This window comes from Acetobacter orleanensis (assembly GCF_001581005.1).
GTDB classification, from domain to species: domain Bacteria; phylum Pseudomonadota; class Alphaproteobacteria; order Acetobacterales; family Acetobacteraceae; genus Acetobacter; species Acetobacter orleanensis.
On the sequence record NZ_LHZV01000046.1, the window covers coordinates 1 to 25,219 of the forward strand.

The window sequence follows — 25,219 nt, forward strand, 5'->3', positions numbered from 1 at the left end:
GGGGGGGGGGGGGGAGGAGCAAATAACATCCCCAGCATCACGGGGTCGCGTCCAGCATAGTGGGCGTCATACCGGAACTCTTGGTAAGGTTGAGCAGATTTTCACACGATTTGGAGGCATGTGGACCACGTCTATACTGAGCATGATCAGTCTTTTCTGGCGGCGGTGGCGTATGGAGTGTGATTTACATTGCTCCTACCGTGCGCCGCTTTCCTCGGTTCTGTCAGGGGTTGCGCCGATGGGGGCGATTAGTGCTCTGGTGGCGGTTATTTGCTGCAACGGCACTATTTTCTGCATTGATCTGGCATTTATGGGGGAGTTGTCTGTTCTATTCATGGCTCTATCCAGAAAACAGCCAGTTCATTAACGTCGTCGAATCATGTCTTGTGGCTTCGATATTTTCTGGAATGGACTGAGGTAGATGGCAAAGCACACCAGACTGAAGCAGGTTTCTCTGGCTTCTTTGCTGTTGATGGGGTGTGGAGGGTGTCCTTCACTTGTCCGCGCGGAAACGTCGGCACAGCCTGCTGCTGCTATACGCACATCTGTCCCTAAAAAACGGGTGCAGCCGGGTAGCGTGCAAAAGCCCGCGCATCTGCCGCTCAACGCGCAAAAGCCTGAAGGTGTGTCCCCTGCGGAAGAACTCACCGTGCCCACAAGCACAGTCACTCAGGATGATATGCCCAAGCTGCAAGCGGGTAATCTGTTTCATCCGGAGGGCGGGCATAAGCTGAGCTACTGGGATGGGCTGCAAGGCCATTTCAGTATCGAAGCCGGGATTGCCGGGAACCCGTGGACGCGCTCGGGCCGGAACTTCGCGCAATATTATGCCGATCGGGCCAATACCGTCACGCTGAACCAGATTATGGGGTCACTTTCTCATCCGGTTACAAGTGTGGGGGGCGGGTATGGAATCGGCTTTGTGCTGGAGGCTATGTATGGCTCGGATGCACGGTTTGACCCGACGATTGGCATGGCGTCAGACTCGCTCCATAGCCTGTATCAGTGGGCCCCTACACAGGCGCATCTGGACGTCCATATGCCTTGGTTGTTCCGCCACGGGATAGATGTGCAGATCGGGCAGATGTACGGGCTGATGGGGGTGGAAGGCACACCGGCACAGGCGCGGCCATTCTATACATTCAATTATGCGTCCGACTACATCGTGCCGTTTGAGACGGTTGGTATTGTCGCCACCATGCATCTGGCAAAACATGCGGACTGGATTGTCGGGATTGATACCGGGAATTCCGTGACCTTTGGAAAATACGGCAATAACAACAAGCCCAAAGGCTATTTTGGATTTACGTTTAACCATCTGCTGGATGGTAAGCTGGATATGCATGCCATTGGCCGTTTTGGGCCGCAGGGCAATAACGGCCGGACCCTTATCTCACCGGATGGCTTGGCAAGCGCCGGGGTGGGGCCGGAAGCCAACCGGAAAATGCAGTATAATGGAAACATTATGGCGGCATATCACGTGAACAAGGCCGTGACGGTGACGGTGGATGCCGTGTACCTCCATGATGATCTGACCCGTGATGATGCCTACGGCATTACCACTTATCTGGCATGGGCCATCCATCCATGGCTGACGCTAAATGCCCGTGGCGAGATTTACCGCGACAATACCGGCGGGATTACCGCGCAATATGCGAGTTTGACGTCCTATACGCGTTCTCTCAGCAACAAGCCTTATCCTTATTATGTCGCCCCGCCGACAACATATGGGGAACTGACCGTTGGAGCAGCATACCAGCCGCAATTTATCAACAGGCGGCTTGGCCTTGGTGCTCTGACCATCCGGCCGGAAATCCGTCTGGATAAGTCGTTGAATGGCACACATCCCTTTAATCAGGCAGGCACGGTGTCCAACCCGGTTGTGAATAACGGCACCAACAATATGCTCTGGTTCAGTTGTGATGCTACGTGGGCGTTTTAAAACGGGAACAGTTAAAGCACAGGCAGAAAACCGGACCTCACGTATTGTTTTGGCCTGCTCTGAGTGCATTGTCCCTTGCAAGCAGACTATATTCACCCCATCATAACAGACACGGTTGCTGTCTATGCAGCCGTGACGTTCTCAGGGCAGGGTGAAAATCCCTACCGGCGGTAAGTAACGGTTTTCCGTTATAAGCCCGCGAGCGCCTGCTTCGGCAGGGTCAGCAGATCCGGTGTAATTCCGGAGCCGACGGTTACAGTCCGGATGAGAGAGAACGGTGCAGGCCTTTGGGTCTCCGCGTCCATGCGGGGGCACAAGGGGTGTTCTCTGCTATCTGCCCTGAGTCTGTCTGGTTATGTTTTTGGCAGATGGGTACAGGGTGTGATGCAAACCCCTTCAGAATTGATACCGGACTGTGTCGCGCGGGCCTTTGAGGCAGCGCTTGCGGAGGCATGGCAGTTTGTAGGCCAGACGGCTCCCAATCCTGCCGTGGGCTGCACGTTGCTGGATGAAGCTGGTGAGGTGCTGGTTGTGGCGGCACACCATCGCGCGGGACAGCTTCATGCGGAGCGGCTTGCGCTGGAAGAAGCAAAGCAGGTCGGGGTGTTCGCGCGCGTGCATACGGCGGTTGTCACGCTGGAACCCTGCAATCACACAGGCCGGACGCGCCCCTGCACGGAGGCGCTGCTGGACTCTCCCGTTAAAACTGTCTGGATTGGATGCCCGGACCCCAACCCGCATGTGGTGGGCGGCGGCGCGGCGGCACTGACAGAAGCGGGTGTTACGGTGCGCTGGCTGGCGGATGCCCCGAACGCGGCCGTTCTCGCCGCCAAGTGCAGTGCGCTCATCGCACCGTTTGCGATGCGGATGGTGCAGGGCCGACCGTGGATTACCGTCAAACAGGCGCTAGACCAGCATGGCAGCATGGTGCCTCCTGCCGGGCAGACCACGTTTACAACACCAGAGTCCCTTCGCTTTGCACATGGCCTGCGCCGGGCGACCGATCTGGTCATTACCGGCATGGGCACGGTGCTGGCGGATAATCCTTCTTTTACCGTGCGGCATGTCCCGGACCATGCTGACCGCCGCAGAACGTTGGTGGTCTGCGGGCAGGAAGCGCATGTGCCGTTACGCTGGCGGGAGCAGACGCATGCGCGCTTTGACGTGACATTCTGCCCCGATATTCAGGAACTTCCCGCTCTGCTGGCTGAAACCCCAGCGCTGTGGGCCATGGTGGAAGCTGGCCCGACTTTGCTGGCTGCCCTGCGGGCGCAGGGGCTGTGGGATGACTGGCTTACCATTCGTCAGGATGCGCACGGCGCAGACCATTTTTCCGTTTCAACCCGTCATGCAACAACGCCGCTTGCTCTGTTCCCAGAGTGGGCACGATGCGCTGAGGAGTAACCATGTTTTCCGGAATTATTGAATCCCTTGGCCCTGTGCGCAAAGTGGAGCCCGGTGCTCAGTCTGTCATGCTGGAAGTGGAGACTGGCCTGCGAGATGTGGCGGAGGGGGAAAGCATTGCGGTTAATGGTGTGTGTCTGACGGCGACAGCCCCATCCGCAAACGGTCTGGTGCAGTTTTTTGTCAGTAGCGAGACACTGGACCGCACCACACTGGGCGCGTTGCGGGTCGGCAGCTTTGTTAATCTGGAACGGGCCGTCACACCCGCCACCCGGTTGTCCGGCCATATTGTGCAGGGGCATGTGGATGGCACCGCGACATTTGTGGAAAGCACGCCGTCGGGCGATGCACACCGCGTGGTGTTTGAAGTGCCCGCCAGCCTGCGCCGCTACATGGTGGAAAAAGGCTCCATCACGCTGGATGGTATCAGCCTCACGCTGAATGAACTCAGCGCTATGCAGGGCGATACGTTCCGTATCGCGCTGATGATTATTCCGCACACATGGACACATACCAACCTCGGTAAACTGGTGCTGGGGGATGCGGTGAATGTGGAAGTGGATGTGATTGCCAAATATGTGGAGGCTCTATGTCAGAACCAGTGAAAAACGCTCCGGTCGGGGCGGCTCAGCCGTCTGATACCTTGCGTCGCGCTGTAGAGGCTCTGCGCGCGGGCCGCATGGTGATTATGGTGGATGATGAAGACCGCGAGAACGAGGGCGACCTTGTGATGGCGGCGGAATTCATGACGCCAGAGGCCATGAATTTCATGATCACCCATGCGCGCGGCCTGGTGTGTTTGCCGCTGCCACCCGCACAGGTGGAGAAGCTGCAACTGCCCATGATGGTGCGGGACAATACCGCCCGGCACGGCACGGCCTTCACAGTCTCTATCGAGGCGCGGGAAGGGGTAACAACCGGCATTTCCGCAGCGGACAGGGCGCATACCATTCTGGTGGCGACGTCCGAAGCTGCGCAGCCGTCCGATCTGGCAACACCCGGCCACATCTTCCCGCTGCGGGCGGCTCCCGGTGGGGTGCTGGAGCGCATTGGCCATACGGAAGGCTCCATAGACCTGCTGCGTCTGGCTGGCCTGCGTCCTGCGGCGGTCATCTGCGAAATTCTGAATGAAGATGGCACTATGGCCCGCCGTCCGGCGCTGGATGTGTATGGCCAGCAGCATGACATGCCGATTATCTCCATTGCGGAACTGGTGACGTGGGTCAGCACACACGGCCTGACGCCGCTTGCGCAGTTTGAAGCAAAATCAGCGGATGTTTCTGCCGAAGCTTCGGCAGAAGAAGAGATGGAAGATCTCGCAACCGCCGCCCTGCCCAGCGCCTATGGCGGGGAAGACCTTGCTATCCATGCCTTCCGGGATTCCCGTGGGGTGGAGCATGTGGCGCTGGTAAAAGGAAATCCCGCAGCGCCGGGTGCGGTGCCTCTGGTGCGGATGCATTCTGAATGTGTGACGGGTGACGCCCTCGGTTCCTTGCGGTGTGATTGCGGGACACAGTTGCATGCAGCTCTAAAAGCCATTGGGCAGGCGGAGTGTGGCGTGCTGGTTTACGTACGCGGGCATGAAGGGCGCGGCATTGGTCTGGTGAATAAAATCCGGGCTTATGAATTGCAGGATGCCGGGCTGGATACGGTAGATGCCAACCATCGGCTTGGATTTGCCACGGATGTGAGGGACTGGGCGGCAGCGGCTGGAATCCTGCGTGATCTGGGCATAGGCCAGCTTGATCTGCTGACAAACAATCCAGACAAGGTACGCGCGCTGGAAGCCCGGGGTTTTCAGGTGCGGAAAAGACTCGGTCTGGAAACGCCGGTTAACCCGCACAACCGCGCCTATCTGCATGCCAAGCGCCAGCGGATGGGGCATAGCCTGAGTCACTTTTCTGTGAGTGACGCCCCAGCCACCGTCACGGTCTAATTTTACAAAGTTTTCTTTAAGGATAACGCCATGAGCACACGCAATCCCGTTTCTCTCCCCAACCTCAACCTGACGCCCATGCCGCGTCTGGCGCTGATTGTCAGCCGCTTTAATGAGGAGGTCACGGGTGGCCTGCGGGATGGCGCACTGGCATGGCTGGGCGAGCACGGCATTACGGTGGCGGAAGGAGATGTTTTTGCAGCCCCCGGCGCGTTTGAAATGCCTTTGCTGGCACAGACGCTGGCCAAAACCGGCAAATTTGAAGGCGTGATCTGCCTCGGCTGCGTCATTAAAGGCGATACAGCTCATTTTGAATTTATCAGCCTTGGCACCACGGTCGGGTTGATGCAGGCCTCACTGGCTACGGAAACACCAATCGCGTTTGGTGTGCTCACAACCTACACGGATGAGCAGGCCACCGTGCGTTCTCGCGATGATGTGCACAATAAAGGGCGGGAAGCTGCCGCAGCCTGTGTGGAGTCTCTTGCGTTGCTTCGTCAGATCAGGGTCTGATGCATAAGGGCGGCGGGATGGAGCCAGCGGCCCTGTAACGCAGGGGGAAGAATGAAGCGGGTTACCGTCATCGCAGGTCTTCTGGGGCTGGGGCTGACAGTCTGGATGCTGATGCAGTTCGGCGCGCGCTCCATCCTTTCCCTCATCATGACAGGCGGCTGGGGTATTCTGGCCGCCATCCTGTTTCATACCGTGCAGGTGGCGCTTTCAGCACAGGCGTGGCGCACCATTGCCGGGAATAGTCTGTCCCCTTCTCTGCCATGGCGCGACTATTTTCTGCTGCGCTGCGTGCGGGAAGGGATCAACAATCTCCTCCCCGTGGCGCAGGTGGGCGGGGAGGTCTGGTCCAGCCGCCTTCTCGCTCGGCGAGGCCTTGGCACCCGGCATGCCGCGGCGGCCACCATTTGTGACCTCACGCTTGAACTGCTCAGTCAGGTGATCTTCACCTTTCTTGGGCTTGGTCTGCTGCTGTTTCTGGTCAAACGCTCTCCCATTACCGATGAATTACTGGAAAGCGCCCTGATTGCTCTGGCTGTCGGGCTTGCGCTGTTTATCAGCCAGTGGCTCGGGGCGGTCGCGTTTGTTGAGGTGTTACTGGTTAAAATTGCCGGACATCTGGGCTGGAACGGTGTTGATGGTATTCGCGGGCTGCATCAGGCGGTTCTTGGCTTGTACAAGGTCAAGCGCAATGCCGTCATGGCGCTCTGGCTCCAGTTTATCGCGTGGGCGCTGGGAGCGGTGGAAGTCTGCCTTATTCTGCATTTTATGGGGCATGACTGCTCGCTCTCCGTTGGTTTTGTTATTGAGGGCGTGGGGGAAGCCGCAAAATCCGTGGGCTTTGCAGTGCCCGGCGCGCTGGGCGTATCAGAAGGCGGTTATCTGCTGATTGGTGGCCTATTTGGCATTAGTCCGGCACTGGCTATTGCTCTCTCCCTTATCAAACGTGTGCGGGAAATTGCGTGGGGTGTGCCCTCTCTGCTGGTGTGGCAGTGGTTGGAACATCGATGGGATGCACAGCCGCGCAACGGGTGCAAAAATCCGCTTTCCCGTTCCGGTCTGTAAGTCCGTCAGGCGTGATCTGCATATCCTCCCTTGCATCAGGCTGGTGGGTTGGTCCAAACGGAAGCAGCTTTGGGCCTTGTGCCGTGAACTTTTCAGGATCTGATTGTCAGTCATGCTCTCTGCCCTCATAGGTCGTTTCATTACAGTCTGCGCGCGCCATGCCGTTGCGGTTGTGGCGTTGTTTCTGCTTCTGTCCTGCGGGGCAGTCTATGCGGGGATGACATGCCTCGGCGTGACGACGGACACCAGCAAGATGCTGTCCGACCGTCTGGCGTGGAAGCAGCGTTCGGATGAAATGGGCCGTCTGTTCCCGCAGAAAGAAAATCTGCTGGTTGCGGTCATTGAGGCTGATCTGCCGGAAGAAGGGCGTGAGACAGCGCGCGTTCTGGCGGAAAAACTGGCAGCGGACCATACGCACTTCATTTTTGCCGTGCGGCCGGATGCCAACCCGTATCTGGTGCGCAACGGCCTGATGTTTCTGGACCCTCAGCCGCTTTCTCAGGTGCTGAACGATACTATTACAGCCCAGCCTTTTCTGTCGGCACTGGCGCAGGACCCGTCCGCCCGTGGCCTGTTTGGCGCGCTCTCTCTTATTTCCGAGGGCATTAAACAGGGGCAAGCTGACGGGCTGAAAGGCTTTCAGGCCCCGCTGGCGGGCTTTGCCAATAATCTGGAAAAGGCTGCGGCAGGCCACCCGCAACCCTTGTCATGGCAGCAGCTTCTGGGTGGGCAATTGTCTGATCTGGCTGGGCGGTATCAGTTTGTCATCACCAAGCCTAAGCTGGACTACGGTTCATTCCAGCCGGGGGGTGCTGCGTCTGATGCCATGGTGCAGGCCATCAAATCCCTTGAGTTTGTCAAAGGCGGGCAGGTCAAGGTTCACATGACCGGGCAGGTCAAGCTGGATGATGAAGAGTTTGCGACCGTTGCGGAAGGGATGATCACCGGTCTGATCGGCTCTCTGGCCCTTGTCACGCTCTGGCTGGCGCTTGCCGTGCGGTCATGGCGCGTGGTGGTGCCTATTGTCATTACTCTGGTGATCGGCCTGCTACTGACAACTGGCTTTGCTGCTGTTGCGGTTGGCACGCTCAACTTGATTTCTGTGGCCTTCGCTATTTTGTTTGTTGGTATTGCGGTCGACTTCGCCATTCAGTTTTCGGTGCGGTTCCGTGCGCAGCATGTGGAATCTGGCAATGCAGGCATTCTGGAAGCCCTGCGGGAAACGGGTGAGGAAACTGGGCATCAGATTCTGGTGGCCGCCCTTGCGACCTCCGCGGGCTTTCTGGCTTTCACGCCGACCGCATTCCTCGGGGTTGCCCAGTTGGGGCTGATTGCCGGGATTGGTATGCTGGTGGCCTTTGTGTCCACCACCAGCCTGCTGCCAGCCCTGCTGAAAATTTTTCATCCAAAACTGGACTGCCCGGATATGGGCTACAGCTTCATGAAGCCGGTGGATGTGAAGATCCGTCATCACCGCATGGTGGTGCTCGGGATATTCGGGATTATTGCAGCGGCGGGCATTGCTCTGGTGCCCCAACTCCAGTTTGACGGAGACCCGCTCCACACAAAAAACCCCAATTCTGAAGGCATGCGCGCGCTGCATCTGCTGATGAACAACCCGCAATCCTCGCCCTACAGTGCGGAACTGCTGGTAAAGTCTCTGGACGATGCGCAGAAGCAGGCGGACCGTCTTTCCAGCATCCCGCAGGTGCATGATGTTCTGTGGCTTGGGTCTTTTGTTCCGACCAAACAGGATGAAAAACTGGCATTGATTCAGGACGCCGCGTCCATCCTGCTGCCAACCCTGATTGTGCCCAACCCGAAACCGGCCCCGAATGCTGACGAACTGCGTGCGTCCGCCGCCACAACCGCGACGGCACTGGGTGGGGTGCTGGACAAGCTTTCCGCTCAGGACCCGCTGCGGCGCATTCAGGCAGCTCTTGTTAAGCTTTCCACCGCGCCAGATGCACAGGTTCTTGCGGCCAATACCGATCTGGTGCGCTTCCTGCCGCTTCAGTTGGACCAGTTGCGCACTATGTTGCAGGCAACTCCCGTCACGTTGAAGGATGTTCCGCCCTCTATTGCTAATGACTATCTGCTGCCGGATGGCCGCGCACTGGTGGAAGTACACCCGACGGGCGTTATGTCCAGCAGCGGGGCGTTGCGTAAGTTTGTAACGGCGTTGCAGCAGGTTGAACCGGATATTGCCGGGACGGCTGTTGATATTGTGGAAAGCGCGCGTTCCATTGTGCGTGCGTTTGAACAGGCCGCCGCTGCGGCGATTATCATGATCGCGCTCATCCTCTTCCTCGCCTTGCGGCGTGTGAAGGATATGCTGCTGGTTTTGGCCCCGCTTATGCTCTCGGCTCTGATGACTGTCATTCTTGTTGTTCTGCTGCCAGAGACACTGAACTTCGCCAATATTATTGCCCTCCCGCTGCTGCTCGGGGTTGGCGTGTCTTTCAACATCTATTTCGTCATGAACTGGCGCGATGGGGTGAAATTCCCGCTGGCATCCCCCACGGCTCGGGCCGTGCTGTTTTCCGCGCTGACAACGGGTACGGCCTTTGGGTCTCTAGCCTTATCGCATCACCCCGGCACGGCCAGCATGGGCCGTCTGTTGCTGCTCTCGCTGGGCTGCACCCTGCTGGCAACACTGGTGTTTGTCCCGGCTCTTCTGCCAAAGCGCCCGATAGACGACGCTTGAGAGGCTTATAGCCTTCATAGAAATAAAGGCCGCTCCGGATTGGGGCGGCCTTTTTTCTATGTAATGGGCGGCATAACGGATTGTCGAAAATGCCTGTATGAGAGACCCAGACTATCCACTGATAAGTCCTGTGGCATACAGCAGGGGCGGTGATGATAAGCGGGTTAAAGAAAATACCCCCTATGACTGGTAAGCCCTGCCCGTGTCAGGGCGTGTCAGGCATGGGCCTTATTCCACGCTGGACCGTGATCCTTAGCGTGAGTGGCAATGCTCATAAAAAACCCCCGCACAAGGCGAGGGTCTTAAAAGTTTAGTTCAGCCGGAAATCAGAGTTTAATCCACTCCGGGTGGTGCGGTATGCTAATGTCACGCCCCTTGAGCATCATGTCCCAGTAAACGCGGGGGAAGACGGTGCTTTTCAGGAACCATGCAAAACGGCTGGGTTGGCGCTGGTCGTAGGGGAAGCTGGGGGCGGGTTTGCCGCCATACAGGAATTCCGCCAGAACAATTTTGCCATATCCAACCGTCAGCGGGCAGGCACCATAGCCGTCGTAAATGCCGCTCATCGGTTTGCCGTCCAGAGATGCGAGCAGATTGGCAGTGATCACTGGCGTTTGCGCACGGGCTGCGGCCATGGTCTTGGCGTTGGAGGTGCCAACCACATCACCCAGACCGAAAACAGTGTCATATTTCGTATGGCGCAGGGTGGAGGGGTCTACATCCAGCCAGCCATCGTTATTGGCGAGCGGACTTTTCTTGACAAAGTCTGGCGCGCTCTGCGGCGGCGTGACGTGTAGCATGTCAAAATCTTTGACAACATTTTCTGTTTTGCCATCCGGGGTGGTGACTGCAAATGTCGCTTTGCGTTCCGGCCCATTCACGGCAATCAGCGTGTGCCTGTACTGGAGATTGATGCCGTAATAATCAATCGCTTCTTGCAGGGCAGGGCGATAGTAAGCGACCCCAAACAGGGCATCCCCCGCAAGGCAGAACTCTACGTTCGTGCGGTTCAGCGTGCCCTCTTTCCGCCAGTAGTCAGAGGCCAGATAGGCAATTTTCTGCGGAGCGCCCGCGCATTTAATCGGCATGGGGGGCTGGGTGAACAGCGCCGTGCCACCAGAGAGAGACTGGATGCACGTCCATGTGTAGTCCACAGTGTCTTTGGAGTAGTTGCTGCATACACCGTTGCGGCCCAGTGTTTCCGTCAGGCCGTCAATCTTGTCCCAGTCAAGCTGGAGGCCGGGGCAGACGACCAGACGATTATAGGCCACAGTCCGGCCATCTGCCAGCGTGACCTGCTTTTCTTCCGGCTGGAAAGTCTCCACAGCAGCCCGCAGCCATGTGCAGCCTTTGGGAATCAGGCCACCTTCCTGCCGGAGCGTGCTTTTCAGCGTCATCACACCCGCGCCAACCAGCGTCCAGCCGGGCTGATAGGCATGGGTGGTTGCCGGTTCAATAACAGCCACATCCAGCGTTGGCCGCTCACGCAGTAGGCGGGCGGCGACAGCAAGACCGCCGGTGCCCCCCCCTACGATGACGACTGTATAGCGAAGATCCGCGGTTTTCCCGCTTTCAGACTGGACCATGCATGCTCTCCCGGAGACTGTTTCACATCAGATTGCTGTGAGCAGTATCACAAACATCAATAATTTAATAAAGTCATTAATTATTGGGGAGGCATGTTTGTAGCGCAGGTTAGTCTTTAATCCAGGCTTCCACGGGGCCCTGCAATTTCATGGTCAGCGGGTTGCCGCTACGGTCCACGGTCTTGCCAACAGAAACGCGCACCCAGCCTTCGCTGATGCAATATTCTTCCACATTGGTTTTTTCGACGCCTTTGAAGCGAATACCAACGCCGCGTTCCAGCAGGGCTTCATTAAAATATGGGCTGGTGGGGTTGACGGACAGGCGGTCGGGGACGGTGGTATCGGTCATGAGGAACCATTCCTTACAGATAAAGGGTCTTAAACGCCGTTTTCTTAGCGAATTTTGGACGCACTGCCTATTCTGCTTTCAGGTCAATGCGCTGAGGGCGCGCTCAGGGTGTGCCAGTATGCGCTGCGTCTGTGGGGGTGTGCCGGGTAAAGCGCAGTCTGGCTCCGAGAGCGGCCCCTTTGCGCCGCACCCAGCGGCCCAGCCGGTGCATGAACAGATAGACAACCGGGGTGGAATACAGGGTTAGCAACTGGCTGGTGGCCAGCCCGCCGATTACGGCAATGCCCAGCGGGCGGCGGAGTTCGGACCCATATCCATGCCCGAAAACCAGCGGCACCGCGCCAAAGGCGGCGGCCAGAGTGGTCATCAAAATAGGGCGGAAGCGCGTCAGGCAGGCCGTGCGGATAGCCTCTTCCGGGGGCATGTTCTGGTCCCGCTCGACATGCAGGGCGAAGTCGATCATCAGGATGGCGTTTTTCTTGACGATACCAATCAGCAGAATAACGCTGATCATGGCGATGAGGGAAAATGATTCGCCGCAAATCCACAAGGTCAGCATAGCCCCCACAGCGGCGGAAGGCAGGGTGGACAGAATGGTGAGCGGCTGAATGTAGCTCTCATACAGGATGCCGAGCGTGACATACATGGTCGCAATAGCGGCAACGAACACCAGCAGTTCATTGATCATGTCTTTCTGCATATCTCCGGCCTGTCCGGAAAAATCACCGCGCAGGCTGAGCGGCGTGTGCAGCGTCAACATGGCCGTCTGAATTTCCGTGGAAGCATCCCCCAGAGATTTGCCGGGGGCGAGGTCAAAGGAAATAGAGCCGGAAATAAAGCCGTTCTCATGGCTGACCTGAAGCGGGGTTGGCGCGGTTTCCAGTTTGGCGACAGTTGGCAGCGGCACCATGACTTCGGACGAGGAAGAGACCGCGGAACCATTGGAGGCCCCCGCGCCGCCGCCAGCCAGACGGTTGGCAATCGCGTTACGGAAGGAAAGCTGGCTGAGGGAGGCTTCTCTGGATTCCGAGGCGTTTGAGGGTTTGACAACGCGTACGGTGTTGGATGCTGTCGCGCCGGAGGCTGTGCCACCCGCTGTGGAAACCCACAGGGTTTTCAGCATATCCGGATTTTCCCGGAACTGCTTTTCCACTTCCATCACCACATAATAGGTGGTGAGAGAGGTGGAGATAGCGGACGCCGTGCGCTGGCCGTATGCATCATATAACGCATTGCCGATCAACTGCGGGGTGATCAGGTACCGCGCTGCCGTATCACGCTGGATACGCACATGCATGGCCATGCCATTACCGGACAGATGGCTGCTGACGCCAGTAATCACCTTGCTTTTGCGCAGGGCTTCCGTAATGCGAGGCACCCACGTGTAAATATCCTCCGCGTTGTCACTCCGGAAAATATATTGAAACGTGCCTTCATGCTGACGGCCGCCGCCACCATTGATATCCCCGGCGTTGGAGATGCTGATGCTCATGCCCGGAATATCTTTCACCCGTGCCCGCACGCGGGCGGCAATCTGTTCCGGGGTAGAGCTGCGGGAGGCCTTGTCCGTCAACTGGGCAAAGACTTCCGCTTCATTGGGGGCATCTTCTCCGGCAAAGCCGAGAACATCGCGCACATCATGGTCCGTCATCATGGCGGCGATAACCTTTTTTGTCCGCTCGGAGGTGGACGCGAAAGAGCTTGTCTGGTCAGCGCTCACATAGCTTTCCAGCAGGGCAATATCTTCCGCCGGAAGCATTGTTTTGGGCATGATGATCAGGATGCCGATGGTCGCAAAAAAACTGGCGGGCAGAGTGCAGAAAATAAGCCACGGGTGACGCAGCGCCCAGTTCAGCGAGCGTTCATAACTGTGCATCAGCCATCCAAGAACTTTATCCGTACCATCGGCCAGCAGGTGGGCTGCGCGGGTCAGGAGTCCGTGCCGGGGCGGCGGGGCGTTCGGGTCCGGCTCATGATGGATTTCCAGCATGTAGGCGCACATCATGGGCGTGAGCGAGATGGACAGAAAGAAAGAGACGGAGACGGCTGTGGTCAGCGTCATCGCAAATTCAAAGAAGATCTTGCCCGGAACGCCACTAAGCAGCAGCAGCGGCAGGAAGACGGCAATCAGGGAGATTGTGATGGAGAGAATGGTAAACGCAATCTCACGCGAGCCAAGCAGTGTGGCTTCCATCCGCCCCATGCCTGCTTCCATGTGGCGGGCAATATTTTCCACCACCACAATGGCGTCATCCACCACAAAGCCGGTGGCGATGGTCAGCGCCATGAGGGAGAGCGTGTCCAGCGAGAAACCCAGCAGATGCATGACAGCCAGTGAGCCAGCCAGCGAGATGGGCACGGTAATGGCGGGAATAAGCGTGGACCGCCAGCTCCGCAGAAAGGCCAGAACAACCAGCACCACCAGCACGATGGAAATTAGCAGCGTATATTGCGTGTCTTCCAGCGCCCCCCGGATGGACACGGAGCGGTCTGACACCAGCCTGAACTGCACATCCGCAGGCAGCGCGTTAGCCAGAAGACCGGCCCGGGCACGGATGGCGTCCGTCACTTCAATCACATTGGCGCCGGGTTGCGGGCGGATGATGGTGATGATGGCGGACTGGCTGTTAGACCATGCGGCCTTCCGCTCATCCTGCGGGCCGTCATGGACAAAGGCCACGTCTGTCAGGCGGACAGGGCGACCCTTGCGATAACCGATAACAAGATCCCGATACTCGCTGGCCGTGCGGGCCTGATCGTTCGTTTCCAGTGTTAAGCGCTGGCCGCCGGAATCTAGAAAACCCTTGGGTGTGTTGGCGTTGGCGGACGCAAGAGCCGAGCGCACGTCCTCAAACCCGATCCCGTATTTATACAGCATCATCGGGTTCATTTCCACGCGCACGGCGGGTTTGGAAGCACCGACCATTTCCACCCAGCCAACGCCTTTTACCCCGGCCAGCATGGGTTTCATCCGGGTTTCCGCCATATCCCGCAGGGCGGTGACGGAGCGGGTGGGGGAGGTGAGCGTCGCCAGCATAATCGGGCTGTCAGACGGATTGGCCTTGTAATATTGCGGCGGCATAAGCAGCGTGTGCGGCATATCCGCGCGGGCAGCCTGCAAGGCGGCCTCTACATCCCGCGCAGCACCGTTAATGTCGCGGCTGTTATCAAAAAACAGCAGGACGAAGGCGTTGGTATCCGTTGAGTCGGAGCGCATGCTGGTCAGGCCCGCAATCTGGCCCAGATGCCGTTCCAGCGGGGTGGTGAGCGAACTGGCCATCTGCTGCGGGGAACTGCCCGGCTGGGTGGCGAGGACATAGATCACCGGCACCGAAATATTGGGCAAATCCGCGACCGGCATGGCGCGATAGGCAAAGAAGCCTGCCATGACAAATGCCATGGCCATCAGAACGGTGCCGACGGGACGCATAATAAAAAGTCGGCAGATGGACAAAGCGGTCTTCCTTACCCAGAGGGCTGGCAGGCGGGCAGGGCCAGCGCGGCGTTACATGAAGCACTAAAGAGAGTGACACACGGCACGGCTTCCGCCGGGCCTTACGGCAGAACGTTGGCCTTGTCCGCCCGCACGCGCGGCGGGGGCGCTGCGGCGTCACTGATAATCTTTCCGCTTCCGTCTCGTTCCGTTGCCAGTGCGCCAGTGACTTTGTCAACACTGATCCCGCCGCTCTGCTGAACGTGGAACAGGCCAACATCCGTCACGCCATGAAAAACGGCGTCCTTTGTGCTGGCGGAGGTAATTTCCAGCGCCTTGAGGTGGCCGGAACTGGCGGTAAAGCTTGCACTTCCGCCCAGATACAGAGCCAGAGCGGGGGCGGCGATAGAGGTGATGGTAATGGGTGCGCTCTGCTCCGAGCGGATGCGGGCGGAGTCTGCCAGTGTTGAAATGGTGATAGGGCCGGACGAGTCAGAAAACAGCCCGAGCTCCCCGGTTTTCCCCAATTTCAGGGTGCCGCTGCCAGCATGGATAAAGGTCGGGCCGGTGCGGTCTTCCATTGTGATGTTTGTCGTGCCGGCATTATCAATGGTCAGGCTGATTTCTGGCCGGACGGAGACCGTCAGAGAGTCCGCGCCTGTGCAACGGCTCTGAGCAAGCGTGGTAGCGCCGTTGTCCGCTGTTTTGAGTGTAATTGCCGCAGGCGTTTTGCCATCAATGCGGGCGGCCTCACTCTGCGCATGGTCGCTGAGGATGTGGAGGCTTTGCAGGCAAGGTGTGTGGACCACCAGTGTCGTCGTGGCTTCCGCACATCTCACCCCGCCAGAAAACGCACTAAAAAGCCCGCCGGAAAGAAGGCAGCAGAACGCGGCCAGTGTAGTGCGTTGGGAAAAGGAGTACTGTCCGGCCATGCCTCTGTTTGTGCCAGCAGCCCGCCGGGGCGTCCAGTAAAAGCGAGGGAAAAGCGGGTTGGGCATCGCACCGTCTTTGATTCGTCAGGAGGAGAGGGAGTATGGCACAAAACCTGTGTTTAATAAGTAATGTTGCGGAACAAAGAGAGAAAATAGAGCGACGAGCATATCCAGCAGGAGGGCAGCTATCTTGACCGCTTTGCCCCCTATCCCCATTCCGACCAGTTTTCACCCGTGTGGGATACGCTGCTGGCCGAGGCTCTGGCCCTGCCGCAGTCTCTATCTTAATTGTCTTAATTGCTAATTTGATTTCCGCCTGTGCCCCCCATCAGGGCGTCGTGCAGGCGGGCCAGCGTTTCAGCCAGCGTATCATGCGCGCGTTTGCCTTTACTGCCGACGATGGTGACTGTGGTGGTCATGCCCGCTGCAATCTGGGTGCCGGGGGGAATGCTGTCGATATGCACCCGTACTGGAATACGCTGGGCCAGTCGCACCCATGTATAAACCGGGTCCACGGAGGGGAGGCCCTGTGTGGAGGGTGTTGCGTTAGGCGTGGCAATACCCCGCGTAATGCTGATAACATGGCCCCACATGGGCTCCCGGAAGCCCATCAGATCCATTCTCACGCGGTCTCCCACATGGATGGCGCGGATTTTGGTTTCCTCAAAATACCCGTCCACCCAGTAGGATGAGGCATCAATCACCCGGACATTGGGCTTGCCAGCGGTTGCAAAATCCCCCACGCGCATAATTAGGTTGGTGACATAGCCTGTCACCGTGCTGCGAACATAGGTACGGTCCAGATTGATCTTAGCCTGAGAAAGGGCCGCCATCGCTTCCCCATACTGGGCTTTGGCCATATCCGCCGTGGCTTGAAAGACCTGCTTTTCCTCACGTGAGGCCGCAACTTCCGTCAGTTTGTTGCGGCGGTTCTCCTGAGAGTCTTTCAGCATCATATCCGCCTGACGCTCATTCACGCGGGCGGTGGCAGAGGCAACCGCGACTTTAAAGTCGAACGGGTCAATTTCGTAGAGAATATCCCCGGCATGGACAAATTGGTTGTCCCGCACACGCACGGCAATAATCTGGCCGGAGACACGCGGTGCAATATCGGCCACCTGCACACGGACCTGCCCGTTCCGTGTCCATGGGGCAGCAGTATAATAGTCCCACAACACAAGGCCGACGATGGCCGCAATGGCGAGAATTGTCCCCGTCGTGACAAATTGCAGGGCGCGGCGGGCGCGTTCAAACACGGTTCGACAATCCTTTATTACAAGAGAAGGGTGTAAAGGCCGATCAGGCAGACAAACAGCCCGAATTCAGCCAGAGGCAGATTCCAGATTACTCTGCGCGCGCCCACTTTCGCCAAAATGGGGGTGAGGATGAGCAGCGTGAGCAGCGCCAGCCCGGCATGGACCAGAAACGAGGAGACCAGCAGGCCATCAATATCCAGAACAGCGCGTAATTCCATGCTCAGAACGCCTTCCATTGCTGGTCGGGTACAGGAAGGATGTCGTAAAGCTGGAGGGCCGAACGGTTATGTTCCAGCAGCCGGATGGCCCCGACCATGCCGGAGACAGCAGCGAGCGCCGTCGCCATTTCACCATGTGGTAGTGTGATGGCATGATCCAGCAGGATGCGCGCCTGCCGCCGCATGCGATACAGGGCGGAGTTGATGTTGTAGACAATCGTGGCGCGAAACGCGGCCTCGGCATCCGCGCGGATGGCAGGAATGGTGGCGGCGCGTTGCAGGTGGCGGCGGGCACGGGCCAGTTCTACGTTCAACTCATCCAGACTGGAAAGCCGGTTAAATACCCGGACTTTGGCTTTGGTGTTGGGGAGGTAGCTGTTCCAGTCCAGAATTTTGCACAACCGGTCATAATGGCGGCTGATAAGCGCGGAACCAGCCTGTTCCCCATGGCCTTCCAGTTGTAGCCGCAGGTCATGCCCAATGGTAATGGCAACGCGAAAACGTCGTTTGTTGGCGGATGGCGGCAGGAGCAGCACCAGCGCGATGAAAATGACAATGGCGGCAAACAGATACAGCACATTACGGTCAATAAAGGCAGAAGGCTCGTAATTCTGTTCATTCGCCACGCCCAGAATCACAAAGAAAAATACCCCCGCGTTAAAACCCATTGTCGCGGTTTTAGGGTTCATCAGCAGCAGACAGCCCCCAAAAATGACGGGGATGATAGCCATGGCCAGAAAAGGCATATCCGCCCCATGCGGCAGGACGCGAAAATTCAGGATTGCCGCCACAATAATCGCCAGCGGTGTGCCAAGCAGCGCGCCCATGCCAAACCCACGCGCATTATAGGTTGAGGCCGCCAATGTGAGGATAACTGCCACCTGCGAGAGAGCGGTATAGGTAGAGGGAATATCCGAAATAATGCACAGCCCCGCCGCAACGGAAAATCCGGTAAGGGTACGTAATCCGGCCAGCAGGGCGGCAATGACGTCCTGATGCTGTTCGATTTTTAGTTCAGGGGCTTGGGTCCGGGCGCGCCGACCGTTTTCAAAGGCGTCTATCCCATCCGTAGCCCAGCGGGCATCGGACAGGAGCGCCATGGAGCGCTCAATTAACCACGCTTCATCCAGCGTTGGGCCTTGGTCCAGTTCTTCCGTATGGGCTTCACGCGCCAGATCTTCCAGATCCCGCACGACCTGACGGGGAGAAGCCACAGGTGTGCCATCCCCAAACGCGCTGCGGATATGGTTTAGCACCGGGCCGGAAATTTCTCCCTTGCGCAGCACGGCGGCAATGGCCCGGCTACAACTGAGCATTTCCAGCAAGGCCACCATGGCGGAGCGCGCACCCGCCAGACGAACATGGGCATCGGGCAATTCTGTCTTGGCGAAGGACACCTGCGATGTCAGCGCAATAATCTCCCCGGCGAGACCTGCGCAGGCCATATCATCGGGAACGCCATGTCCGGCCAGAGCATCCCGGCTGATGCGCTGCACCATATTGGCCACGCGGTGTAGGTTGGTGGCGAGTTTTTCCCACGCAGTGGGAGAGCCAAAAATATTATTGACCGCTGCCGTGGCGGCAATCCCGACCACAATGGAGGAAACACGGTTTACCGTGACATCAAAAACACCCGCCGGATTATCAATGCAGCTAATGCCGACAATCGCGACGGTATAGCCGGAAAGCATGGCGGCGTAGGCCCGGAAATCTTTTTCCAGTGTGCCGATAATGGTGCAGAGCGTCAGCCACAGACCGACACCGCCCAGCAGCACGACGCGATCCTGATTGAAGCAGGCTGTCAGAAACAGGGCGACAAACGCGCCGATCAGGGTGCCAAGCAGACGATAGACCGCCTTGGAGAGCGCCTGCCCCCGTAAAGGCTGGGCGAGAATCATGACTGTTACGGCGGCGGAGCCGGGGGACGAAAGCTGCAACCAGAATGCCGTGCTGAGGGCGAGTGAAGCGGAAAGCCATGTGCGCAGGCAAAACTGGAACCAGCCGGGCGGGAAAATGGAAGCCGGGAGGGCGGGGCGAAAGCCCTTCCAAAAGCGGATAGGTGAGGCGGCTGGGGTGTTCAGGCTCATCCTTTCCGTTGTCCTTGCCGCTTGAAAGCTTTTCCAGAGTACACAGTGTCAGGAGGCACCGCTTGAGCCGACTCCTGAGATCAGTAAGTCTATTAAAATAAAATATAATTCTGTGGGGGAATTTTTCCGCGCTGAGCCGGGTTGCATAAAATGCGTGGAACCCTGCCGCGACACTGCAAAACATGGCGGATGGTCCATGTAAGCAGGGGTTTGAGGGTATGATACATCCGGGGGATATGCTGAATTGAGGCAGACTTTCTCACGACTGTGATCGGGTTATGAAATTTATCCACACTTCAGACTGGCAGATTGGCCGGACTTTCCGCTTTGCGGATGATGATACGCTTGGCGCTTTGCAGGCCGAGCGGCTGGAAGTCATCCGGCGGCTGGGTTCTCTGGCCCGGCAGGAAGGGGTGACCCATGTGCTGGTGGCTGGGGATGTGTATGAGCATGAAACACCGGGGGACCGCACCCTGCATCAGCCCGTTGAGCGGATGCGGGAGTTTGCGGATGTCCAGTGGCATCTGATTCCCGGCAATCATGATGCGGACCAGCCGGAAGGTGTCTGGGCGCGTCTGACCCGCAGCGGTCTGCCGGAGAATGTTACGCTGCACAGGGAGCCGGGCCCGGTCCTGCTGGATGGGGCGCATCAGGCGTGGCTGCTGCCTGCCGTGCTGAAACGGCGGCATGTGCTAACGGACCTGACAGCCTATATGGATGAGGCTGAAACGCCGCCGGACGCCCTGCGCATTGGTCTGGCGCATGGGTCCGTGGTGGGGTTTGGCGGGGAGGCTGAGTCCGAGCATAATCCGGTTGCGGTGGACCGCGCCCGGCGGGCGGGGCTGGCTTATCTGGGGTTGGGAGACTGGCACGGCTTCTGCCGGATTGATGCGCGGACCTTCTATTCCGGCACACCGGAGACAGACCGTTTTACAACGGGTGGGGGCGGTGGCGGTGAGGCCGTTGTCGTTACGCTGCCCGGCGTACGGGCGGAACCGGAGATTACACGCCATAGAACCGGGCGCTATATCTGGAAAAAGCTGAATGATGTGGTGCTGACATCCGGGCAGGATGTTCAGGCTCTGGAAGCGCGTATCCGCAGTATTGCGCCTGATAACCCGGGCGCGGTGCTGGTGTGGGCAGCGGTATCTGGCCTGCTCTCTGTGGAGGATATGGCACTTTATGAAAATACGGTGCTCAAGCGCCTGAGCGGTGCGGTCGCCTGTTTGCGGCTGACCGGCGCGCCGTATCTCTCAGCAGGGTTGGATGATCTGGATCGGTTTGGAGCCGGTGGGGCCGTGCGCGCTGCGGCGGAGCAGCTTTTGGCGCGCTCAGAGGCCGGAGGGGCGGAAGGACAGCTTGCATCGGAAGCCCTGCAACGGCTGTTTCTGTTCTGGCAGGAGAGGGGAGCACAGGCAGGATGATCCTGACAGATTTGCAGATTGAAGGCTTCCGGCGTTTTGCTTCTCCCGTGAGGCTGGACGGGTTAGGGGCAGGGCTGAATGTGCTGGCCGCCCCGAATGAAGCTGGAAAATCCACGTTGCTGGCGGCTCTAAAGGCCGTTTTGATGGTGCGGTCCAGTTCCAAGGCAAAGCTCGTGAAGGATTTGCAGCCTCATGGCGGCGGTGCCCCGCATGTTGCTGTTTCCTTCACGTGGAGGGGCGTGGATTGCCATCTGGAAAAGCAGTTTCTTTCAAAAGCCTTTACGCGCCTGACCCTCGGGCCTCAGCGGTTTGAGGGCGATCAGGCGGAAGAAGAACTGCGTACACTTCTCGGGTTGGAAGAGGCCAGCAAGGGTGAGGCCGCAGGGTTATGGAACGCGCTGCTGGTAGGGCAGGGAGAAAGCTTTACGCAGCCTGACTTAAACCAGACCGGGCAGGACAGCCTGCGCACTTGTCTGGAACAGGGCGTGGAACAGGTGACCGGTGGGGCTGCGGCCAGTGCTGTGCTCAGCCGCGTTCGGGAGCGGCTTTATCTGCTCCAGACAGCAAAAAGTGCCCAGCCCACAGGAAAATACAAGCAGGCGCTGGAGCAGGAGGCACAGGCGCAAACTGACGTGCAAGAACTTGAACGCAGACGCGCTGTGTTGGAAGAGGATCTGGTTGCGCTGGATCAGGCGCGCCGTGCTTTGCGGGAGCAGGAAGACCCAAACCGCAAAGCGGAGGATGAAGCCGACCTTCTGGCCCTGCGCCAGTTGCGGGATACGTTGCGTGTTGCGGATGCGGAGGAGCAGGCCGCCAGAGCGGCCCTCGCGACAGTAACACAGACCCGCAACAGCATCCGGGATGAGCAGGAGCGGCGGCAGGAGCGGCAGACGGCCCAGCAGCGGCTAGAGCGTGAGGCAGCGGAAATGCAGCATGACCTGCACGCCCTCACGCACCGGACGGCACAGGCGCGGCAGCGTTATGAGGAAAGCCGGACCCGGCGTGAGCAAGCCGAGCAGCGGCAGCAGGCAGCGCGGCAAGCCCTACTGGCGGTTGCACGGCGAGCCGAGGTTTTGCAACAACGAGCGGCGTTGGAACGGGACCAACAGGTGCTGCACCGGGCTGAAGCGGCCTGCGCCCGGTTGGAACAGGCCCGCGCCGCGCTGGCGGCTCTGCGTGTTGATGAGGCAGCAATTCGCCGGGTGCGGAAAGCCGTAAGGGAGCAGGACGCAGCAAAGGCGGCCCTGAGTGCCCGCGCCACACGACTGACCATAACGCTGCTGCCTGAAGCAGCGGGCCGCGTGATGCTGGACGGAAACCCCTGCCCGCAGGGGGAGAGCGTTCTGACGCAGGCGGCTGATTTGCGCGTTGAGGGCATTGGCCAGTTTCGCATTACACCAGCGGTCAAAGACCATGATGACGTGTTGGCTACAGCAGACACCGCCCGGCAACAGCTTGAGGCGGTCTTGCTGGCTGCCGGGTGCCAGAGTGCGGAGCAGGCTGAACATCTGTTTGAAGAACGACGACAGGCAGAAACCCGTATTGCGGAAGCGCGCGCGGGCTTTGTCGCCTCTTTGCCCGCAGCGTCAGATGAGCGTGACGCCGCTCTGTTCGCGGCTCTGGCGACGTTGCGGCAGACCGTGCAGGATAACGCTGCCGCACTGGCTCGAGAGCAGGAGGCTTTCGCGCAAGCGTGCGGGGCGGAAACAACAGGCGCATTCGGCCACGGTATCGAACAGACTGACCAGAGCACACCAGATGCAGCAGTTCCGGCAGGGCAGGACAGCACCTTAACGGCTGAGCAGACAGACGCCGCTGTTCAGCCGCTACAACAAAGAGCCCGGCAGGAAGAAGATGAGGCAGCGCGCGCTGCCGATGCGGCCCGGCAGGCGGAACGTGACAATCAGGCAGCCTCTAACGCGGCTCAGACCGTGCAGGACAAGGCCCAGACGGCCCTCCGGCAAAAGCAGGCCGAGCGCGAGCAGATTGGGCGGGAACTGGCTGTCAGTGCAGCGCGGGAGAGTGATGAGGCTCTGGCAGCGCGGGCCATAGAGGCGGCGCACGCGCAGACACAGGCGGAAGCCCATATGCAGGCGCTCCGGGCCGGGCGGGAGACGGAGCAACCTCTTTCCGTTGTGGAGGCCCGGATTACACGCCGGGAGCAGGCGCTGGAGAATGCGCGCAGTACGATCACGCGCCTGCGGGAAGATATTCGGGAGCGAGAAACCCGGGTGCGTGTGGCCGAAGGGGAAGGGCTGGACGAAAAAATTGCCGAAGCCGGGCGCAAGGCCTCCCGCCTCAGACTGGAGTGTGACGGGTATGAGCGGGAACGTGCCGCACTGGCGCTGCTGGACCAGACGTTAAGTGAGGCTGAGAAAGCGCAGACAGAACGCTACCTCGCCCCGCTGGTGCGGACCATGCAGCCCGCATTTTCCGCCGTCTTCCCCGGTGCGTCTCTGGAACTGAATACAGAGTTCGGCCTGTCTGGCCTGACACGACGGACGGCGGAAGAGTTTGATAAATTATCGGACGGTACGCGGGAGCAGATTGCCGTGCTGGTGCGGCTGGGCTTTGCGGAACTGCTCCATGCCCGGCAGTCTCCCGCCATTCTGGTGCTGGATGATGCGCTGAGTTTTTCAGATTCTCAGCGGCTGGAACTGATGTTTGACGTGTTGGCGGACGCCGCAACCCGGTTCCAGATCTTGCTGCTCACCTGCCATGCGGAGGCTTTTGCCAGACTAGGCGGCAGGGCTCTCACCCTGCGGCCCATTCCGGAAATTACAGAACGACGTTGAACTGGAGCGCCATAACGGCGGCATCATGGAAAGTCGTCGTCCCACCGGGACGGTTAATATACTGGAAATCCGGCTGAAGAGTCAGGCCGTTTGCTACGTGGGCGTTGTAGAAGACCTCATAAATATTTTCATGAGACTGCACACCCCAGACCTGCCCCCACTGGTTAGACTGGAAATCCTGCCCCGCAATAATGGAAGCTTCCTGTTGCAGGGCGACCGTGCGACTCATTTGTAGCCACTGATACATGACGCCGATACTGTCATTCGGTCGGCCCCATGGTTTGCCGGTTTCCAGCATACCGCCCCAGAGATGGTGAGCCATGGCGGTGGTCTTGCCGTCTGTCCACATATAGCCGCCCAGAGCAATCAGGCCGTTTGTCGGACCATCTCCATTGCGCACAAGCATCTGGTCCGCCTGTATCCATGCGCTGGCGCGGCCTGCGTGATAGCGGGCGGGTTCCCCTGTCTGCACCCAAGGGTTGCCGTTAATGTCTTCGTACAGGTCTTTATATTTGGAGTTATCGTAGCTGTAGCCAGCCTTATAATGGCCAACCAGATGGTTTCTGCCAAAGGACGGCAGCCAGCCGATCTCAACTGGGGTTGAGAACTTGCCCAAACCATCCTGCGCCCAGGCCCAGCCGGAAATGCCGCCGTTAAAGGCATGCGGGGAAACAGCAAACAGGCCCGCCATAATATAGGTATTGTTGGTGGGCATGACACGCGCTACGGCGCCAAGGTTGCCTGATGGCCAGTCACGGTTGCCTTCCGTGTATTTGTTGGGGGCCGGGTTCCCGCACATTGCCACGTTCATATACATACAGAACAGTGGAGACGCGGCGAAGAAGCTGCCCACCGGAATCCAGCCAGCGCTGATGTCCACATGGTTGTTTAGAAACGCATGCTCACCATACAGATAGACAAGGTGGGCCACCACGTTACCACGGGCACCGTAAATCTGCTGCACACCGCCAATGGAATCCCCGATAAACCGGGTGCTCAGATTTTGGCCGTGGCCGTTCACCACCATCATGTGGGACCAGAAGCCTTTAAGCAGATCAAGGTCTGTCAGCTTGCCCCAGTCCACATCCAGTTCCACCCCAACCTGCCCGGCATTGGTCACACCTTGGCGCATACCGCCGCGGAAGTTACCCGCCAGTTCCTCATGCACGTCGGCCAGAATGTGAATGCCGTGGTCCAGTAGCCAAGGCTGCGCACCCCACCAATCCCCGAAAAAATGGTTTTTCCCATAGGGCGCTGAAAACAGCGGACCGGGGTCTTCCACCGGGTTGGCCTCATTATTGGCTTCCAGACTAGGCCAAAGGCCTGCAGCACTGTTTCCGCCTGTCAGCAATTGCGCGGATGCCTTGTGGGACAAGGCAGGCGTTAGAACACAGGCAAAAGAGAGGGCGCAAAGGATGGAAAAACCGGGGGAGATTTTTTTCATGTTTCTTTTTGTTTTTGTTGAAGGTGCATGAGGCAAGTGTTCATATTGTTTCAAAGCGGCATAAGAATGTCTAAACTTTTTTTCACTCTTTGGACGTTTTAGAAGCTTTTAGTGACTTTTTAACGATAGTC

At 58.6% G+C, this 25,219-nt stretch carries 17 protein-coding genes, 1 pseudogene and 1 riboswitch; of the genes and pseudogenes, 10 read left to right on the plus strand and 8 right to left on the minus strand.

What is annotated here, in order from left to right; genetic code table 11:
* The 8 genes and pseudogenes from AD949_RS14260 to AD949_RS02505 form a co-directional block, all read left to right on the plus strand.
* A pseudogene (locus AD949_RS14260) lies at window positions 1-367 on the plus strand (hypothetical protein); the annotation flags it as partial.
* A 54-nt stretch (window positions 368-421) separates the two neighbouring features.
* Window positions 422-1,942 carry an outer membrane beta-barrel protein gene (locus AD949_RS02475; RefSeq protein WP_048835122.1) on the plus strand — a complete coding sequence of 507 codons (1,521 nt, stop codon included), beginning with the start codon at window positions 422-424 and terminating at the stop codon, window positions 1,940-1,942.
* A gap of 133 nt (window positions 1,943-2,075) precedes the next feature.
* Window positions 2,076-2,222, plus strand: a riboswitch (FMN riboswitch).
* 104 nt (window positions 2,223-2,326) lie between these two features.
* A complete protein-coding gene (ribD, locus tag AD949_RS02480) occupies window positions 2,327-3,346 on the plus strand; it encodes a bifunctional diaminohydroxyphosphoribosylaminopyrimidine deaminase/5-amino-6-(5-phosphoribosylamino)uracil reductase RibD (protein ID WP_048835128.1) in 1,020 nt (339 codons plus the stop codon).
* A 2-nt stretch (window positions 3,347-3,348) separates the two neighbouring features.
* Window positions 3,349-3,951 (plus strand): riboflavin synthase, encoded by a 603-nt coding sequence (locus AD949_RS02485; RefSeq protein WP_048835121.1) that lies wholly within the window; start codon window positions 3,349-3,351, stop codon window positions 3,949-3,951.
* Window positions 3,936-5,282 (plus strand): bifunctional 3,4-dihydroxy-2-butanone-4-phosphate synthase/GTP cyclohydrolase II, encoded by a 1,347-nt coding sequence (locus tag AD949_RS02490; protein WP_048835120.1) that lies wholly within the window; start codon window positions 3,936-3,938, stop codon window positions 5,280-5,282. The genes AD949_RS02485 and AD949_RS02490 overlap by 16 nt, the downstream gene beginning before the upstream one ends.
* 30 nt (window positions 5,283-5,312) lie before the next feature.
* On the plus strand, window positions 5,313-5,795 hold the full coding sequence (ribH, locus tag AD949_RS02495; protein WP_048835119.1) for a 6,7-dimethyl-8-ribityllumazine synthase: 483 nt from the start codon (window positions 5,313-5,315) through the stop codon (window positions 5,793-5,795).
* 51 nt (window positions 5,796-5,846) lie between these two features.
* On the plus strand, window positions 5,847-6,857 hold the full coding sequence (locus tag AD949_RS02500; protein ID WP_048835118.1) for a lysylphosphatidylglycerol synthase domain-containing protein: 1,011 nt from the start codon (window positions 5,847-5,849) through the stop codon (window positions 6,855-6,857).
* A gap of 112 nt (window positions 6,858-6,969) precedes the next feature.
* The gene (locus AD949_RS02505) at window positions 6,970-9,564 is read left to right on the plus strand and encodes an MMPL family transporter (RefSeq protein ID WP_048835117.1); all 2,595 of its coding nucleotides are present in this window, start codon (window positions 6,970-6,972) and stop codon (window positions 9,562-9,564) included.
* Window positions 9,565-9,890: 326 nt separating this feature from the next.
* Here the strand turns inward: AD949_RS02505 and AD949_RS02510 are convergent, their stop codons facing one another.
* From AD949_RS02510 to AD949_RS02540, 7 genes are all read right to left on the minus strand, one after another.
* A complete protein-coding gene (locus tag AD949_RS02510; protein ID WP_048835116.1) occupies window positions 9,891-11,150 on the minus strand; it encodes an NAD(P)/FAD-dependent oxidoreductase in 1,260 nt (419 codons plus the stop codon).
* Window positions 11,151-11,259: 109 nt separating this feature from the next.
* Entirely contained in the window at window positions 11,260-11,499 is a 240-nt protein-coding gene (locus AD949_RS02515; protein WP_048835115.1) for a DUF3297 family protein, read from the minus strand.
* Between the two features lie 103 nt (window positions 11,500-11,602).
* Window positions 11,603-14,953: an efflux RND transporter permease subunit gene (locus AD949_RS02520; protein WP_048835114.1), complete on the minus strand. Its 3,351-nt coding sequence runs from the start codon at window positions 14,951-14,953 to the stop codon at window positions 11,603-11,605.
* Window positions 14,954-15,054: 101 nt separating this feature from the next.
* A complete protein-coding gene (locus tag AD949_RS02525) occupies window positions 15,055-15,930 on the minus strand; it encodes a hypothetical protein (protein WP_096430518.1) in 876 nt (291 codons plus the stop codon).
* Between the two features lie 227 nt (window positions 15,931-16,157).
* Window positions 16,158-17,120, minus strand: coding sequence for an efflux RND transporter periplasmic adaptor subunit (locus tag AD949_RS02530; RefSeq protein WP_048835113.1), 963 nt, complete (start codon window positions 17,118-17,120; stop codon window positions 16,158-16,160).
* Window positions 17,121-17,137: 17 nt separating this feature from the next.
* Complete coding sequence (locus AD949_RS02535; RefSeq protein ID WP_048835112.1) at window positions 17,138-17,338, minus strand: DUF1656 domain-containing protein; 201 nt, start codon at window positions 17,336-17,338, stop codon at window positions 17,138-17,140.
* Window positions 17,339-17,340: 2 nt separating this feature from the next.
* A complete protein-coding gene (locus AD949_RS02540) occupies window positions 17,341-19,425 on the minus strand; it encodes an FUSC family protein (protein WP_048835111.1) in 2,085 nt (694 codons plus the stop codon).
* A gap of 278 nt (window positions 19,426-19,703) precedes the next feature.
* Here AD949_RS02540 and AD949_RS02545 point away from each other — a divergent pair, with 278 nt between their 5' ends.
* Together AD949_RS02545 and AD949_RS02550 are read left to right on the plus strand one after the other, a co-directional pair.
* Window positions 19,704-20,849 carry a metallophosphoesterase family protein gene (locus AD949_RS02545; protein ID WP_048835110.1) on the plus strand — a complete coding sequence of 382 codons (1,146 nt, stop codon included), beginning with the start codon at window positions 19,704-19,706 and terminating at the stop codon, window positions 20,847-20,849.
* A complete protein-coding gene (locus AD949_RS02550; RefSeq protein ID WP_048835109.1) occupies window positions 20,846-23,644 on the plus strand; it encodes an AAA family ATPase in 2,799 nt (932 codons plus the stop codon). The genes AD949_RS02545 and AD949_RS02550 overlap by 4 nt, the downstream gene beginning before the upstream one ends.
* Here the strand turns inward: AD949_RS02550 and AD949_RS02555 are convergent.
* The gene (locus AD949_RS02555; RefSeq protein ID WP_052944522.1) at window positions 23,628-25,088 is read right to left on the minus strand and encodes a carbohydrate porin; all 1,461 of its coding nucleotides are present in this window, start codon (window positions 25,086-25,088) and stop codon (window positions 23,628-23,630) included. The two genes, AD949_RS02550 and AD949_RS02555, sit on opposite strands and share 17 nt — an antisense overlap.
* Between the last annotated feature and the right edge of the window lie 131 nt (window positions 25,089-25,219).